This window comes from Sphingomonas sp. Ell38C01 (genome assembly GCF_055231975.1).
The window spans coordinates 886,503-902,298 of sequence record NZ_JBUYVA010000001.1 but is presented as its reverse complement, the minus strand read 5'-3'; the positions used below and the strand labels follow the sequence as shown (position 1 = coordinate 902,298).

General features: G+C 68.3%; 16 protein-coding genes. 10 read left to right on the top strand and 6 right to left on the bottom strand.

What is annotated here, in order from left to right:
- The 3 genes from ACV7NO_RS04310 to ACV7NO_RS04300 all read right to left on the bottom strand — a co-directional run bounded on the left by ACV7NO_RS04310 (position 1) and on the right by ACV7NO_RS04300 (position 1,830).
- Positions 1–561 carry a YceI family protein gene (locus ACV7NO_RS04310; RefSeq protein WP_463404789.1) on the bottom strand — a complete coding sequence of 187 codons (561 nt, stop codon included), beginning with the start codon at positions 559–561 and terminating at the stop codon, positions 1–3.
- An 11-nt stretch (positions 562–572) separates the two neighbouring features.
- Entirely contained in the window at positions 573–1,148 is a 576-nt protein-coding gene (locus ACV7NO_RS04305; RefSeq protein ID WP_463404788.1) for a cytochrome b, read from the bottom strand.
- A gap of 67 nt (positions 1,149–1,215) precedes the next feature.
- A complete protein-coding gene (locus tag ACV7NO_RS04300; RefSeq protein ID WP_463404787.1) occupies positions 1,216–1,830 on the bottom strand; it encodes a YceI family protein in 615 nt (204 codons plus the stop codon).
- 422 nt (positions 1,831–2,252) lie between these two features.
- Here ACV7NO_RS04300 and ACV7NO_RS04295 point away from each other — a divergent pair, with 422 nt between their 5' ends.
- The gene (locus tag ACV7NO_RS04295) at positions 2,253–3,680 is read left to right on the top strand and encodes an aldehyde dehydrogenase family protein (RefSeq protein ID WP_463404786.1); all 1,428 of its coding nucleotides are present in this window, start codon (positions 2,253–2,255) and stop codon (positions 3,678–3,680) included.
- Here ACV7NO_RS04295 and ACV7NO_RS04290 read toward each other — a convergent pair.
- The gene (locus tag ACV7NO_RS04290; protein ID WP_463404785.1) at positions 3,674–4,585 is read right to left on the bottom strand and encodes a LysR family transcriptional regulator; all 912 of its coding nucleotides are present in this window, start codon (positions 4,583–4,585) and stop codon (positions 3,674–3,676) included. The genes ACV7NO_RS04295 and ACV7NO_RS04290 overlap by 7 nt on opposite strands.
- 89 nt (positions 4,586–4,674) lie before the next feature.
- On the opposite strand from ACV7NO_RS04290, the gene ACV7NO_RS04285 reads away from it, so the two are divergent.
- From ACV7NO_RS04285 to ACV7NO_RS04260, 6 genes are all read left to right on the top strand, one after another.
- A complete protein-coding gene (locus ACV7NO_RS04285; protein WP_463404784.1) occupies positions 4,675–5,853 on the top strand; it encodes an alanine racemase in 1,179 nt (392 codons plus the stop codon).
- Complete coding sequence (locus ACV7NO_RS04280; RefSeq protein ID WP_463404783.1) at positions 5,853–6,251, top strand: RidA family protein; 399 nt, start codon at positions 5,853–5,855, stop codon at positions 6,249–6,251. The genes ACV7NO_RS04285 and ACV7NO_RS04280 overlap by 1 nt, the downstream gene beginning before the upstream one ends.
- A 185-nt stretch (positions 6,252–6,436) precedes the next feature.
- A complete protein-coding gene (locus tag ACV7NO_RS04275; RefSeq protein ID WP_463404782.1) occupies positions 6,437–7,552 on the top strand; it encodes a DUF1624 domain-containing protein in 1,116 nt (371 codons plus the stop codon).
- A gap of 47 nt (positions 7,553–7,599) precedes the next feature.
- Complete coding sequence (locus ACV7NO_RS04270; RefSeq protein ID WP_463404781.1) at positions 7,600–7,866, top strand: (2Fe-2S)-binding protein; 267 nt, start codon at positions 7,600–7,602, stop codon at positions 7,864–7,866.
- On the top strand, positions 7,863–9,251 hold the full coding sequence (locus ACV7NO_RS04265) for an FAD/NAD(P)-dependent oxidoreductase (protein WP_463404780.1): 1,389 nt from the start codon (positions 7,863–7,865) through the stop codon (positions 9,249–9,251). The genes ACV7NO_RS04270 and ACV7NO_RS04265 overlap by 4 nt, the downstream gene beginning before the upstream one ends.
- On the top strand, positions 9,248–10,396 hold the full coding sequence (locus tag ACV7NO_RS04260; protein WP_463404779.1) for an NAD(P)/FAD-dependent oxidoreductase: 1,149 nt from the start codon (positions 9,248–9,250) through the stop codon (positions 10,394–10,396). The genes ACV7NO_RS04265 and ACV7NO_RS04260 overlap by 4 nt, the downstream gene beginning before the upstream one ends.
- Positions 10,397–10,417: 21 nt before the next feature.
- Here ACV7NO_RS04260 and copD read toward each other — a convergent pair whose 3' ends face one another.
- Positions 10,418–11,296 (bottom strand): copper homeostasis membrane protein CopD, encoded by an 879-nt coding sequence (gene copD / locus ACV7NO_RS04255; RefSeq protein WP_463404778.1) that lies wholly within the window; start codon positions 11,294–11,296, stop codon positions 10,418–10,420.
- Between the two features lie 4 nt (positions 11,297–11,300).
- The gene (gene copC, locus ACV7NO_RS04250) at positions 11,301–11,696 is read right to left on the bottom strand and encodes a copper homeostasis periplasmic binding protein CopC (RefSeq protein WP_463404777.1); all 396 of its coding nucleotides are present in this window, start codon (positions 11,694–11,696) and stop codon (positions 11,301–11,303) included.
- A 302-nt stretch (positions 11,697–11,998) separates the two neighbouring features.
- On the opposite strand from copC, the gene ACV7NO_RS04245 reads away from it, so the two are divergent.
- The 3 genes from ACV7NO_RS04245 to ACV7NO_RS04235 all read left to right on the top strand — a co-directional run bounded on the left by ACV7NO_RS04245 (position 11,999) and on the right by ACV7NO_RS04235 (position 15,786).
- Positions 11,999–13,840 carry a copper resistance system multicopper oxidase gene (locus tag ACV7NO_RS04245; RefSeq protein ID WP_463404776.1) on the top strand — a complete coding sequence of 614 codons (1,842 nt, stop codon included), beginning with the start codon at positions 11,999–12,001 and terminating at the stop codon, positions 13,838–13,840.
- Positions 13,837–14,925: a copper resistance protein B gene (locus tag ACV7NO_RS04240; protein WP_463404775.1), complete on the top strand. Its 1,089-nt coding sequence runs from the start codon at positions 13,837–13,839 to the stop codon at positions 14,923–14,925. The genes ACV7NO_RS04245 and ACV7NO_RS04240 overlap by 4 nt, the downstream gene beginning before the upstream one ends.
- A gap of 126 nt (positions 14,926–15,051) precedes the next feature.
- The gene (locus tag ACV7NO_RS04235) at positions 15,052–15,786 is read left to right on the top strand and encodes a DUF4198 domain-containing protein (RefSeq protein ID WP_463404774.1); all 735 of its coding nucleotides are present in this window, start codon (positions 15,052–15,054) and stop codon (positions 15,784–15,786) included.
- Positions 15,787–15,796: the final 10 nt, after the last annotated feature.

Genomic DNA, 15,796 nt, shown 5'->3' with positions numbered 1-15,796 from the left:
TCAGCCTGCCTTGCGGGCGTTGATCGCGATGGTGATCTTCACGTTCGCCGCGACCGTATCGGGCGCGGCGAACTGCCCCTGCCCCACGCCGAACCAGCGCCGGTCGATCGTCAGCGTGCCGCGCATCTGCGCGGCATTGCCGTTGATGACGAGCTGGAACGGCAGAACGACAGGCTTCGCGACGCCGCGGATCGTCAGCGTACCCGCCGCCTGATAGCGGTTGCTGCCCAGGCTTTTGAAGGACTTGGACACAAACGTCGCGCGCGGGAATGCGCGGACGTTGAACCAGTCCGGCGTCGGCAGCGATTCGTCGCGCGACGCGTCACCGGTCGCCGCCGATGCGGTGTCGATCACCGCCGCGACGCTCGATCCGGCGAGGTTGGCGGGATCGAACGCGATCCGAGCGTCGAAGCGTTTGAAGCTGCCGTTGATCGCCTGTCCGTTCATGGTGGCGACGAAGGCGACCTGCGATCGCGTCTTGTCGATCGTCCACGACGGCGCGGGCGCGGCGACGGCGGGGGCCGCGATCAGGGCGGCGGCGACGATGGGGAAATAGCGCATGGTCGATATCCTCAGTTGACGGTCGGCGTGCTGCGCAGGCCCGGAACCATCCGGCCCAGGACGCCGTCACGCGTGATGAATTGGTGCTTGAGCGCGGCGGCGACATGCAGCGCGATCAGCGCCGCGCCGCCCAGCGCGAGATACAGGTGCGCGCCGCCGCTGACGGCCTCGACCTGCGCCTTGCCCGCCGCGTCCATCGCGTGGAGGAAGCCGATGTGAGGCCACGGGATGGTTTTCCACAGCAAGGTCGGGATGTTGTACGGACTGACCGAGACCATCGCCCAGCCGGTCAGCGGCATGCCGATCATCATGACGTAGAAGAACCAGTGCGTAGCGCTGGCAACCCGGTGTTCCCAAGGCTTCATCGGCGCGACCGTGGGCGGTGGCGGGTTGAGCAGCCGCCATGCGAGGCGCGCGACGCTCAGCACCAGCACCGTGATGCCGATCGACTTGTGCAGCTGGAACATGGCGAACTGGTCCATGCCCTTCAGATAGCCCATCCGCCAGCCGAGCAGCAGATTGGCCAGGATCAGCACCGCGATCGTCCAGTGAAGAAACATGGCGACGGCCGAATACCGGGTGCGCATGGAGGATGCCTTCCGTAGAGATGGCGACCCGCCCGGTCGGACCGGACGAGGCATCGAGGGCGAACGATCAACCCTTATATTCGAACGCGGCGCTGATCGCGATGGTCGTTTCGTCGCTGACCATCGGCGCGTACTTGCTGACACCGAAATCGGTCCGCTTGATGACGCCGCTGCCCTTGAAGCCGAGCGTATAGGCCTTGTTCATCGGGTTGGTCGCCGCCGCGGTGAAGGTCGCGTCGAGCGTGACCGGCTTCGTCACGCCGTGCAGCGTCAGGTTGCCCGCCACGGTCGCGGTCGTCGCGCCGGTGCGCGTCACCTTCGTCGAAACGAAGCGCATTTCCGGGAATTTCGCGGCGTCCAGCCAGTCCGCGCCGGCCAGTTCCTTGTCGAGCGTCGCGTTGGTCGTCGAAACGGTGGCGACCGGAACAGTCACGTCCAGCTTCGCGGTGGCCAAATTCTTTGGATCGATCGTCAGGCTGCCCTTGGCGCCCGGGAACGTGCCGAAGAACTCGTTGATGCCGAAGTGGTTCACCCCGAACCGGACCAGCGTGTGATAGGTTTCGACGGTGTAGGTTCCCCCCTTCACCATGGCCGGAGCGGCGGCGGGCGTGGTCTGGGCCACCGTCGCGGTCGTGGCGGCAAGCGCGGCGATCGACAGGGCGGCGGCAATCATCGTCTTCATGGCAGTGTCCCTTTGTAGCGGCGGACGCCGCCTGATCGGCAGCGATGCTGGGACGATGTATGGTCGAGACCGGTCGTCCCGGGCAGCGGAATAGTTTCGACCAGATCGTTCGAGCATTTCGAACACATCGGTCCGGCGTCGCGGGACCGCTCCGGAGCGCGTCGGCCTTGTCCCGATGACCGCGCCGCTCACCAGCCAAGGCTTCGCACAAGTCACCGGGCGAAGGTTTGGTGACGGACAGCCATGGGGAGCGACGCAGCAGTTCAGGCCGATATTGCACAGGATTCGGCATGGCTTCCGGTCACGGCGCGCAAAAGCGCGACTTCGGCCGCATCCGTTATGGTCTTATCGATCGGCAGAGCGCCCCCGGAGAGCAGATCGCACCCGAGACGGCGTCCAATTTCGAAGGACGAGAGACGATCATGACGACAGGCCATACCGGCGACTCCTATATCGACGGAGAGTGGCGCAGGTCGACCGGTTCGGGAGAGATCGCGGTGGTCGATCCGGCGTCGCAGGCGATCATCGGCCACATCGCGGCGGGGTCGAGGGCGGACGTCGATGCCGCGGTCGCCGCCGCCAGCCGCGCGTTCGAGACGTACGCGCATACGTCGGTGACGGAACGGATCGCGCTCCTCCGGCGCATCCTCGATCTGATCCATGCGCGCTCGGAAGCGTTCGTCGAGGCGATCGTCGCGGAGATGGGTGCGGCGATCGGCTTCGCGCGGACGTCGCAGGTTCCATTCGCTGCCGAACATGTCCGGATCGCCATCGACGTGCTGGAACGCTATCCGTTCCTGACGGTCGACGGCTCCACCGCCACCGCCAGGGAACCGATCGGCGTCTGTGCGCTCATCACGCCGTGGAACTGGCCCCTGTACCAGATCACCGCGAAGGTCGCGCCGGCGATCGCGGCCGGATGCACGGTCGTCCTGAAACCCAGCGAATTGTCGCCGTACAGCGCGCTGCTCTTCGCGCAGGTGATGCATGACGCGGACGTCCCGGCGGGCGTGTTCAACATGGTGAACGGCACCGGCGAAGTCGTCGGCGCGGCGCTTTCGGCGCATCCCGACGTCGCCATGATCTCGATCACCGGATCGACCCGCGCCGGCGTGCTGGTCGCGCAGGCCGCCGCGCCCACGGTCAAGCGCGTGGTGCAGGAACTGGGCGGCAAATCGCCGAACCTGTTCCTCGACGACGCCGATTTCGCGCAGGGCGTGGCGAAGGGCGTTCTGGCGGCGTTCCGCAACGTCGGCCAGTCGTGCAGCGCGCCGACGCGGATGATCGTGCCCGCCGATCGCCTCGCCGAGGTGGAGGCGCTGGCGGCCGCAGCGGCGGCGGACATCAGGGTGGGCGACCCGCGGCGCGACGACACCACGATGGGACCGATCGCCAACGCCACGCAATATGACCGCGTTCAGGCGATGATCCTGGCCGGCATCGACGAGGGCGCCCGGCTGGTCTGCGGCGGACTCGGCAAGCCCGCCGGGATCACGCAGGGATTCTATGCCCGGCCCACGATCTTCTCCGACGTACGCAGCGACATGCGGATCGCGCGCGAGGAGATTTTCGGTCCGGTCCTCGTCATCATTCCCTATCGCGACGAAGAAGATGCGATCCGGATCGCTAACGACACCGTCTATGGTCTGGGCGCGCATCTCCAGTCGGGGGATGTCGAACGCGCACGCCGCGTCGCGTCGCGCATCCGTTCGGGCCAGGTGCATATCAACTCCCCCAAATGGGATGGCGGGGCCGCGTTCGGAGGATACAAGCGGTCGGGCAACGGCCGCGAATATGGCGTCCACGGGCTGGAGGAATATCTCGAGACGAAGGCGATCATCGGCTATTGATGCCGGCGCCATGCGGGCGGCGCCAGCGACTGGCGCAGCGCCGCGAGGAACGCCGTGGTACGCGCGCTGCGGCCATGGCGGGCGCCCAGCATCGCGACGACGTCGGCGGACGGTGCCGACCAGCCGGGCATCACCTCGCAAAGGCTGCCGTCCGCCAGATCGTCGGCGACGTTCCATTCGGAGCGGATCGCGATCCCCTGCCCCGCAATCGCCCAGTCGCGGATCACGGTGCCGTCGTTGCTCGACATCGCCGATCCGATCCGTACCGTGGCCGGGGTCCGCTGCGGACCGGTGAAGCGCCATAGCGACACGTCCTCGTCGTTCTCGCGCAATACGAGGCAGCGATGCGCGACCAGATCGGCGGGGGCCAGGACGGGCGGCGCGGCATCGAGATAGGCGGGACTGGCGCAGAGGATGCGGCGGTTCGGCGCCAGCGTCGTGACGACCCGGTCGAGCGCTCCGGGTGCGCCGATGTGGATGACGACGTCGCAACTGTCGATCAGATGCGCGCCGGGATGATCGGACAGATCCAGCGTCACCGCGACGCCGGGGTGCGCATGCGCGAACGCATTCACCACCGGCGCGACATGCGCGCGGCCGAAGCCGTGCGGCGCGGCGATGCGGAGGTGGCCGGTGACGAGGCTACGGCGATCCGCCAGCGCCTCCGACAAGGCCTCGATCGCATCGGCGATGCGTATGCCGTGCGCTGCGACGAGCGCGCCCTCGTCCGTGAGGCCGATATGGCGTCCCGAACGATCGACCAGCCGCACGCCGACCTTCGCTTCGAGCGCGTGCAGCCGCTGCGTGACCGCGGGCGGCGTCACGTTCAGTTTTCGCGCGCTCTCCGCCAGCGACGTAGAGCAGGCGATCACGGCGAAGAAGGCGAGGTCGTCAGACGATAGCATTAATCAATACCTTAATGGTGTATGCAATACTCGTTAATTGCGCGGGCCGTCAATTCGCGCGAGCATCGCGCTGTATCTTGGGGGCGACGATGAGCGATATGATGACGACGGGCGATCCTGCCGCAGGCGCCGCCGCAACCCTCGCCAGCATCGAGACGCCGTGCCTGGTGCTCGATGCCGCGCGTATGGATCGCAACGTGCGACGCCTACGCGACCGACTTGGCCCGCACGGCGTCACGCTCCGCCCGCATCTGAAGACCGGCAAGTCGGTCGAGGTGGCGCGGCGGGTGATGGTGTCGGCCGATGGCCCCGCGACCGTCTCGACGCTGAAGGAAGCCGCGCAGTTCGCCGCGGCGGGCGTGCGCGACATAATCTACGCGGTCGGGATCGCACCGTCGAAGCTGCCGCGCGTGCTGAAACTGCGCGCCGACGGCGTCGACCTCGCGGTCATCCTCGACACGGTCGAACAGGCCGAAGCGGTCGCCGCCGCCGCGCGCGACGCCGGCGTCCGCATCCCCGCGTTGATAGAGATCGATTGCGACGGCCATCGATCGGGCGTGCTTCCCGGAGACGCGGCCCGGTTGCTGGCGATCGCGCGCGCCCTGGAGCCGGCCGCCGAACTGCGCGGCGTGCTGACCCATGCCGGCGACAGCTACGGCGCGCGCGGCGCGGACGCCTTGAGGCTTTGCGCGGAAATCGAGCGCCGCAGCGTCGTCGATGCGGCGGCGGTGCTGCGGGCGGCCGGTTTCGCTTGCCCGGTGGTCAGCGTCGGATCGACCCCCACCGCGCATCATGCGACCGACCTGACCGGCGTGACCGAGGTTCGCGCGGGCGTGTTCGTCTTCTTCGACCTCGTCATGGCGGGCATCGGCGTCTGTCAGGTCGACGACGTCGCGCTGTCGGTGCTGGCCACGGTGATCGGTCATCAGCGCGAGAAGGGCTGGATCCTGATCGATGCGGGCTGGATGGCGATGTCGCAGGATCGCGGCACCGCGCGGCAGGCGGTCAGCCAGGGCTATGGACTGGTTTGCGGCATCGACGGCACGCCCTATCCCGACCTGATCGTCGGCGGCGCAAACCAAGAGCATGGCATCGTCGAGGTGCGGCCGGGCTCGGGCGGCGTGCTGCCGGACCTCGCGATCGGCGATCGCGTGCGGATCCTGCCGAACCACGCCTGCGCGACCGGCGCGCAACATCGCAGCTATCACGTCGTCCAGGGGACCTCGACCGTCGTCGAGGCCGAATGGCCACGTTTCGGAGGATGGTAATGACCACGCACCTGACGCCGATATTCACCGATCGGGCACCGTCACCGGCGGGACATTATTCGCAGGGGATGGTCGCCGGCGGACATCTTTATATTTCCGGCCAGCTGCCGATCCGCGCGGACGGTGCGCCGCTGCCTGATGGCGGGTTCGACACGCAGGCGCGGCAGGCGATCGCCAACATGCTCGCCATTCTCGATGCGGCAGGCGGTACGGTCCGGGATCTGGTGCGCGTGACCGCCTATATCGTCGGGATCGACAACTGGCCGCGGTTCAACGCGGTCTATGCCGCGACGCTGCCCGACGTCCGCCCCGCGCGCACCGTCGTACCGGTCCCCGAACTGCATTTCGGCTATCTGGTCGAGATCGATGCCATCGCCGTCCTTCCGCAGCGTAAGTGATCGACGATTCGGCGCTTCCCGCAGGAGGTCGCGCGCAATACGGCACTTTCTGCGGCTGAGCGCGGCGTATTTTCCGGGAGCAATCCAGCGTGGAGACGGGCATGGCGAGCTTGGCGGGCAAGATGACGGGAGCCGTACCGGCGGATGGATTGGCAGGTGCCCCCGCCACCGCGGCCGCGCGCTTGATGAGCATCGATGCACTGCGCGGCCTGGTGATGCTGTTCATGCTGCTCGATCACCTGCGCGAGACGTGGTTCCTGTACATTCCGGTCAGCGATCCGGTCGACGCGCGGACGATCATGCCTGCCTTGTTCTTCACCCGCATCACCAGCACGCTGTGCGCGCCGATCTTCGTCGCGCTGACCGGGCTGTCCGCCTATCTGTACGGCCGGAAGCACACCCCCGCCGAAACCTCCGCGTTCCTGCTGAAGCGGGGCCTGTTCCTCATCTTTCTCGAACTCACCTTCGTCAATTTCTCGTGGCGCGCCGAACTGCCGTTCCAGTTCGTGTTTCTCCAGGTCATCTGGGCGATCGGGCTGTGCATGGTCATCCTCGCCGCGCTGCTGCATTTGCCGCGCAAGGCGATCCTCGTGCTGGGGCTGGCGATCGTCGGCGGGCACAATCTGCTCGACGGGATCGTCCTGCCGCCGGACCATCCGCTCTATGTCCTGTGGGGCGTCGTCCACGAGCGCTCCGTCACGCAGTTTCTCGGCATGACGGTCAAGATCAACTATCCGGTGCTGCCCTGGGTTGGCGTGATCTGCCTCGGCTGGTCGGTCGGGCCGTGGTTCACGGCGCTGGCGGCGCGCGACCGTCGGCGGCGGCTGACGATGCTGGGGATCGGCATGATCGCGGGGTTCGTCGTGTTGCGGCTGCTCAACGTCTATGGCGACGCGCCGTGGTTCGTGGTGCCGGGCGATCGCCTGCGCACCGTGATGAGCATCCTCGCGCTGACCAAATATCCGCCGTCGCTGCTGTTCCTGCTGCCGACGCTGGGGATCGGCGCGATCCTGCTTGGGTGGTTCGAGCGGCTGGAGGGCGGTCGCGTCTCGCACTGGCTGGCGGTGCTGGGCGGCGCACCGATGTTCTTCTACCTGTTCCACCTCTATCTGCTGCGCCTGTTCTACCTGTCCGCGCTGGCGATCTTCGGCCCCAATCACGGCGCGATCTTCGGCGTCGATTCGCTTGCCTGGGTGTGGGTGTGGTTCGCCGCGCTGATCGTGCCGCTGTATTTCCCGACCCGCTGGTTCTCCAGTCTGAAGAAGCGTCGCAAGGACATCTGGTGGTTGAAGTACCTGTGAGCGGCGGGCCCCGCTTCCACAGGCTTGCCGAGCGCGACCGCCCGATCGTGGAGATCGAGATCGACGGCCGGCCGGTGTCGGCGCTTGAAGGCGATACGCTGATGGTGGCCGTGCTCGCCGCTGGCCCAACACTGCGCGCGTCCGAGTTCGGCGGCGGCGACCGCGCCGGCTTCTGCCTGATGGGTGCATGCCAGGACTGCTGGATGTGGTCCGCCGACGGCAGCCGCCTGCGTGCCTGCACGACGCCGGTCCGTGCCGGGCTGAGCCTGCTGACCACGCCGGCGAGCGACGACCTGTGGCCGACCGCGATATGACCGTCGATCATCCCACCGTGATCGTGGTCGGCGCAGGTCCGGCCGGCATCCGCGCGGCGGAGACGCTCGTCGCCGCCGGGCTGCGACCGGTCGTGATCGACGAAGGCCAGCTGTCCGGCGGCCAGATCTACCGCCGCCAGCCGGCCAATTTCGTCCGGCGGCACGAGGCGCTGTACGGTGCGGATGCGGACAAGGCGCGGTCGCTCCACGACGGCTTCGACGCGCTGGTCGACCGGATCGACTATCGTGCCGAGACGCTCGCCTGGACGCTGCGTGAGGACGTGCTGCATGTCGTCACACGGGGGATGGCGAGCACGCTGCGGTTCGACGCGCTGATCCTCGCGACCGGCGCGACCGACCGGCTCGCGCCGGTCGCGGGATGGACGCTGCCGGGCTGCTACAGCCTTGGCGGGGCGCAGATCGCGCTGAAGGCGCAAGCGTGCAGCATCGGCGCACGCCCGGTGTTCCTTGGCACCGGCCCGCTGCTCTATCTGGTCGCCTACCAGTATCTGAAGGCCGGCGTGCCGCCCGCGGCCGTGCTCGACACCGCGCCGTTTTCGGCCCAGCTCAAGGCGTTGCCCGACCTTGCCGTCCGGCCCGGCTTCCTCGCACGCGGGCTGATGTTCCGCGCCCGACTGGCGGCAGCGGGGGTGCGCGTCGAGAATGGCGTACGGCCGATCGCGATCGACGGCGCGGAGGACGTGACGGGTGTACGCTACGCGGTGCAGGGGACCGAGCGGCACGTCGCCTGCGACGCGGTCGGCATGGGTTTCCATCTGCGGTCGGAAACCCAGCTTGCCGATCTTGCCGGCTGCCCGTTCGTGTTCGACGATGCGACGGGGCAGTGGCGGCCCGAGGCGGATGTCGACGGCCGCACGCCGCGCGCCCATGTCTATATCGCCGGCGACGGGGCGCGGATCCTGGGCGCCGATGCGGCGGAGGTTGCGGGACGGCTCGCGGCGCTGGCGGCGCTGGGCGATCTCGGGCGCCCGGTCGATGCCGCCGCGGTGGCCGCGCTTCGCAAGCGCATCGCGCAGCTCGACCGGTTCCGGCGCGGATTGTCCACCGCCTTCCCCTGGCCCGCCACGCTCGCCGCATCGGTGGCCGACGACGTGATCGTGTGCCGTTGCGAGGCGATCACCGCAGGCGATATCCGCGACGCCGCGATCGACAAGGGCGCACCCGAGATGAACCGCGCCAAGGCGCTGTCGCGGATCGGCATGGGCCGTTGCCAGGGGCGGTTCTGCGGAAGCGCCGCGGCCGAGATCATCGCCGACGTGCGCGGCGTCCCGCTCGCCGAGGTCGGCCGGTTGCGCGGTGCCGCCCCGGTCAAGCCGCTGTCGATGGCCACCGTCGCCGCACCGGCCAGGGAAGCGGACCAATGACCCAGTCGACGAAGCCCCGGCAGGCCGACGTCATCGTCGTCGGTGGCGGCATCATGGGCGCGTCGGCGGCGTTCTTCCTGCGTCGGCACGGCAAGTCCGTCATCCTGCTCGAACGCGGGCTGGTCGGCCAGCAGGCGAGCGGCGTCAATTTCGGCAATGTCCGTCGCCAGGGGCGCTATCTGCATCAGCTTCCGCTGGCGAACCGCGCGCGCGCGATCTGGGACCGGTTGCCCGAACTGATCGGCGAGGATTGCGAATTCGTGTCCGAAGGGCATTTGCGCGTCTGCTGGTCGCGCGAACAGGCCGACAGGATGGAGGCCTATGCGCGCGACTCGCGCGCGTACGGCCTCGATCTGGAGATGATCTCGTCGAACGCGCTGCCGGCGCGCTTCGCATATCTCGGACGGGATCTCGTCGCAGGCTGTTACGATCCGACCGGCGGCCATGCCAATCCGCGCCTGACCGCCCCCGCCATCGGTCGCGCCGCCGCGCGCGCGGGTGCCGACGTGCGCGAAAATTCCGAGGTGCTGGGGGTGGGCAAGGCCGGCACCGACTTCGTCGTCGAGGTCGCCGGCCAGGGCGAATTGCGCGCGCCGGTGGTGCTGATCACGGCGGGCGCATGGGGCGGCCGATTGTCCGCGGCGTTCGGCGAACCCGTTCCGCTTGCGGTGCACGGGCCGCAGATGACGGTGACCGAACCGCTGCCCTACCGCATCGCGCCGACGATCGGCGTATCGACGCCGCATCTGCACGAAACCGTCTATTTTCGGCAGGTGAAGCGCGGCAACATCATCTGCGGCGGGTTCGCGCGTGGCCCGGCCTCGGCCGAAACCAATCGCGCGACCGTGCTGCCCGAGGCGATCCTCGGCCAGATGGACCAGCTCCGCCGGGTCATGCCCGCCTTCGCCAATGTCAGCACGATCCGCAGCTGGAGCGGGATCGAGAGCTACCTGCCCGACGACGTGCCGATCATGGGGCCGAGTTCCACGACGCCCGGGCTGTTCTACGCGTTCGGCTTTTGCGGCGCGGGGTTCCAGATCGGTCCCGGCGTCGGCGACGTGATGGCCGAACTGATCGCCACCGGCACGACGACGACGCCGATCGCGCAGTATCATATCGCGCGGTTCGCCCGACCGGCGGCCTAGCGCAGGATAGTGTCGATCCGCCTAGCCCTGTGGGGAGAGCGTACCGAGCCACGCGACGATCGCCACGATGACGACGGCGCAGGCCAACTCCGCGATCAGGCTGATGCGAAGCCAGGATGCCGCGGTCCGCGCCCGGTCCGCTTCGATCGCACGGTCCAGATGCGGCGTCAGCACCCAGCGATTGGTCGCGGCGATCAGCAGCATCGCGCCGAACAGCACGATCTTCACCGCCAGCAATACGCCGTAATCGGTCCGGAAAGGCTGCGCGATGCCGTCACGGCCAAGGATCATCCAGCCGTTGATCGCGCCGCTGACCGCGATCGACCCGACTAGTACCGAACCCGTCGTCGCGAAACCCGCAAGCGCCGCGCGGACGTCTGCCATGCGATGCCGGCCTGTCGCGCGCGCTACCGACACCAGCAGGACGGCGATCGCCCCGATCCAGGCCGCAGCGGCAAGCAGATGGACGACATCCGCCGCAAGATGCAGCCAGCCACGCGCGCCCTCGTCCATCGCGCCGTGGCCGGTCCACGCCAACGTCGCCATCGCCGCTCCCGTCCCACCGACGACCGCCAGGTGCCGCCGGAGACCGATCGGTCCCGGCAGACCCAGCGCGCAGAGCGCCAGCGCGAGCGCGGCGAACCGGACGACGAACGATCGGCCGAGCGCAGTCTCGTCGACGATCATCGTCAGCGTCGCGCGATCGACCGGGAAGATCTCCGTTCCCGCCATCGCGGCGCTCAGCGATACAAGGCCGAGTGCGGACAGGAGCATGCCGGCCAGGATCAGCAGGACCGTGACGCGCCGGCCGACGAGCCGCGACTGGAGCGGCACGCCGAACGCCAGCGACAGGGTCAGCGCAATCGCGAAGCGAAGCGCGACGACCGTCCAGTCCGCCACCCGTCTATCGCACGCTGAACGAATAGGTGCCGGTGATCCGGTGCGTATCCGACGAGACGACATGCCAGTCGACGCGATAGGTGCCGGCGGGAAGCGGCGTCTTCGTGGTCACGACCAGTGAATTGCCGTCGGGGCCGACCGCACTGGTGGTGCCGCCCATCGGCATCGGCGCGTGGTTCGCCATCCCCGGCATTCCGGTCATTACGATCACGGCACCCGACAATTTCGCCATCAGCCTTTCGCTGAACCGCAGTTCGACACGGCTGGGTGCGGCGACGGTGGCGTCCGCCGCGGGCGTGCTCCTGAGCAGTTTCGGGTGCGCGAGCGCGGTCGCCGGCAAGAGCGCGGCAGCGAACGCGGCGGTCACGATCATCTTCGACAGCATCGTCGTGTGGGACATCGGGCAAACTCCGTTGAGGGGCGATGCCCTGCATACGCAGCACGGGCGCGTGCCCCTCACGGATCGCATCAGGGCACGCCTACGGACGAACGTCGCCGCTGCGATCGACCGATCGCAACGCGGCCGGGCGCGAATTGCAGAGGGCGACGCGAGCGCACCTCGCAATGCAAAAGCAGGCGCCAGCCGCGACGTCTTGGGAGATCGAAGCGCGCGTCCGGCGCGCGGCGCGTTCCACGGGCATGTGAGGGCTTTGCGTCCCGGCCGCGTATAGGCCGCATAGACCCGTTCGCTTGAGGACCAGCATGATCGATCTCGACCGCCGCCGCTTTCTTCGGGACGCGGGATTTGGCGCAGGCGTCCTCACGGTGCCCTGGTTGCCGGCCTGGGCGCAACCCGTCACGGCCGGCATGGGGCCTGGCACGACTACGCCGCTGCAAACCGTCTCCGGCGACATGATCGCGCTGAGGGTCGCGCATCAGATGATGACGATCGACGGCAAGCCTGCGCACGGCATCGGTATCAACGGCACGGTGCCGGGTCCGCTGGTCCGCCTGCGCGAGGGCCAGACGGTGAAGCTCGCCGTCACCAACGATCTCGACGAGGAAACCTCGATCCACTGGCACGGCCTGCTGGTGCCGTTCCAGATGGACGGCGTTCCGGGGATCAGCTTTCCCGGAATCCCGGCGCGCTCCACCTTCACCTATGAATTCCCGCTGATCCAGGCCGGCACCTACTGGTATCACAGCCATTCGGGGCTACAGGAGCAAATGGGTCATTACGGGCCGATCGTCGTCGACCCCGCGGGCGTCGATCCGATCGTGTCGGATCGCGAGCACGTCATCCTGCTGTCCGATCACAGCCCGCTCCACCCGCATGCGATCTTCAAGAAGCTGAAACAGCAGGGCGGGTACTTCAACTACCAGAAGCAGACGCTCGCCGGGTTGCTCGAGGGCAGGGACCAGCCGCTGAAGGACCGCACGATGTGGGGCGGGATGCGGATGGACCCGACCGACGTGTCCGACGTCACCGGATCGACCTATACCTATCTGGTCAACGGCCACGGCCCGGCGGACAACTGGACCGCGCTGTTCCGGCCCGGCGAGCGCGTCCGGCTGCGGATCGTCAACGCATCGGCGATGACGATCTTCAACGTGCGGATTCCCGGCCTGACGCTGACGATCGTCCAGGCAGACGGCCAGAACGTGAAGCCGGTCGCGGTCGACGAGTTCCAGATCGCGGTCGCCGAAACCTATGACGTGATCGTCGAGCCGGCTGAGCCCACGGCCTATACGCTGGTCGCCGAGGCATGGGACCGGTCGGGCATGGCGCGCGCCACCTTGGCGCCCCGCGCTGGGATGATCGCCGCCGTCCCGGCGCTCCGCACGCGACCGCTCGCGACCATGAAGGACATGGGCATGGGCGACATGGCGGGGATGGGCGGGATGGAGGGCATGGACCACGGCACCGCGCCTGCTGCCGCTCCTGCCGACGCAGGACCTGCACAATGCCTGCCCGAGCATGCGGCGATGGGGCATTGCACGCCCGGCGAGCCGATCGGCGACGGCGGGATGTCCGGCATGAGCCATTCGATGCGCGACTTCTCCAACGCGCCTGGGTTGCCGAAGACGCCGACCGTGCAGACCGTCTCGCCGATGCCGATGGATCGTACCGGCGAGCCGCCCCAGGGGCTGGTCGACGTCGGCCACAAGGTGCTGGTCTACAAGGATCTCGTCGCGCTGGAGCGCAATCCCGATCTGCGCGCGCCGTCGCGGCAGATGCAGATCCACCTGACGGGCAACATGGAACGCTATATGTGGGCGTTCGACGGCGTGAAACTGAACGAAGTGAAGGCGCCGATCCCGTTCCGCGCGGGCGAGCGCGTCCGCGTGACGCTGGTCAACGACACGATGATGGCGCATCCGATCCATCTCCACGGCCATTTCTTCGAGCTGGTGACCGGGCATGGCGACCACTCGCCGCGCAAGCACACGATCAACGTCGCGCCCGGGGGCACCGCGACGTTCGATCTCACCGCGGATGCGATCGGCGACTGGGCCTTCCACTGCCATCTCCTCTATCACATGCACGCCGGCATGATGCAGGTCGTCACGGTCCGGACCGACACGTCGGGAGCGGCGGCATGAAGACGCTGTCGCTCGCCGCGCCGATGCTAATGATCACGGCTCCTGCCGCCGCGCAGATGCACGACATGGCCGGGATGAAGATGCCCGGCATGACGACACCCGCCAAGCCCAGGCCGCCGGTCGACGATGCGCCCGCCAGGCGCGGACCGGCACCGAAAAAGACCGGCGCCCGGGCCACCATGCCGTCCGGGACGCCGGGCATGGACAGGACGCCGACCGTCCCCGCGTCGACCGACGCCTGCCCACCCGAACACGCGGCGATGGGCCATTGCACGCCCGCTGCACCACCGGCCGCAACGCCGCAGCCGCCAGCGGTCGCCGCACCCGCCGGCACCGATCAGGATGCGGGCGACGCGCCGGCCCCCGCACCGCCGGCCACGCTTGCGGCCGCGCGCTTCTACGATCCCGCGACGATGGCGGAGGCCAACCGCAGGATGCGCGACGAGCATGGCGGCATGCGGCTGAGCCAGGTCGTTTTCAACCTCGCTGAGGTGCAGGTCCGCAACGGCCGCGACGGCTATCGCTGGGACGGCGAGGGCTGGTTCGGCGGCGACATTCACCGGCTCGTGGTCAAGACCGAAGGCGAAGGCGGTCTTGGCGACCGCGTCGAGAGCGCCGAGGTGCAGGCGCTCTATTCGAAGGCGGTCGATCCCTATTGGAACCTCCAGGCCGGCATCCGCCAGGATCTCGGCGCGGGCGCGAAGCGGACCTATGCCACGATCGGTGTCGAAGGGCTCGCGCCATACTGGTTCGACGTGGAGGGTGCGGTCTTCCTGTCGGACAAGGGCGACGTGCTGGTGCGGGGCGAGGCATGGTACGACCAGCGCATCACGCAGCGGGCGATCCTTCAGCCGCGCGTCGAGTTGAACCTCGCCGCACAGGACATGCCGGGCAACCGGATCGGCGCGGGATTGTCGACGGCCGAACTCGGCATCCGTCTCCGGTACGAGATCAGGCGCGAGTTCGCGCCCTATGCCGGCGTCTCGTGGGAGCGTCGCTATGGCGCGACCGCACGCTATGTGCGCGCCGACGGCGAGGATACGGGCGGCATCGCCCTCGCGCTCGGCGTTCGGGCATGGTTCTGATCGCGGTGGATTGTGCCGCGGATCGCCCGGCCGGGCCGCGATCATGCCCGCGCGCACCGCCAAAAGAGGCTATCTGACCCCGATGTGAGCCTAGACTGGCGGGGAGCCGATCGAAGGATTCCCGTCATGCGCAGGTTGAAGCCACTCATCGCCGCCATCGTGATCGCGGGTGTCGCCGCCCCGCCGGTCGCCGCACACGGCATCTGGTTCGCGCAGCGCGCGCGCCAGGTGGCGCTGATCTACGGGATCGGCGCGGACGACCTCGACATGGTCAAACGCCTGCCGCTGGTCGAGAGCATCGGCGCGTTCGATGCCGGCTACCGGCCGGTCAAGGCGACGCTGCGCACCGCCGGTCCGGTCGTGATGGTCGACGCCGAGGAACAGCCTGCATTGCTCGTCGCCGTCCTCCAGAACGGAACCTGGTCGCGAAAGGGCGACGGCGAGTTCGAGAAGAAGGGCCGCGACGAGATGCCCGACGCGACGCTGTCCGAAAAGACGGTGAAATATGCCGTGTCGATCCAGGGTCCGCTCGAGAAGCCGATCCCCGCACTGCCGACCCAGATCCTCCAGATCGTTCCGGCCGCCGCGCTGCCGACGACGCTCGGCACGCCGCTGCGCTATACCGTCCTGTTCAACGGCAAGCCGGTGAAGGGCGCGCGGGTGATCGCCGACATGGTCAACGATCCCGACGCGAAGGAGATCGAGACGGGCGCCGACGGCAGCGTCACCCTGCCGGTCCGCAACCAGGGGCTGAACGTGATCCGCGCGGTCTATGACGGACCGACCGACAATCCGACGAAATATGACCGCATCGAGCACACCGCGACACTCGCCTACACGCTCGCCCACGCGCCCGAATGACCGCGACGAT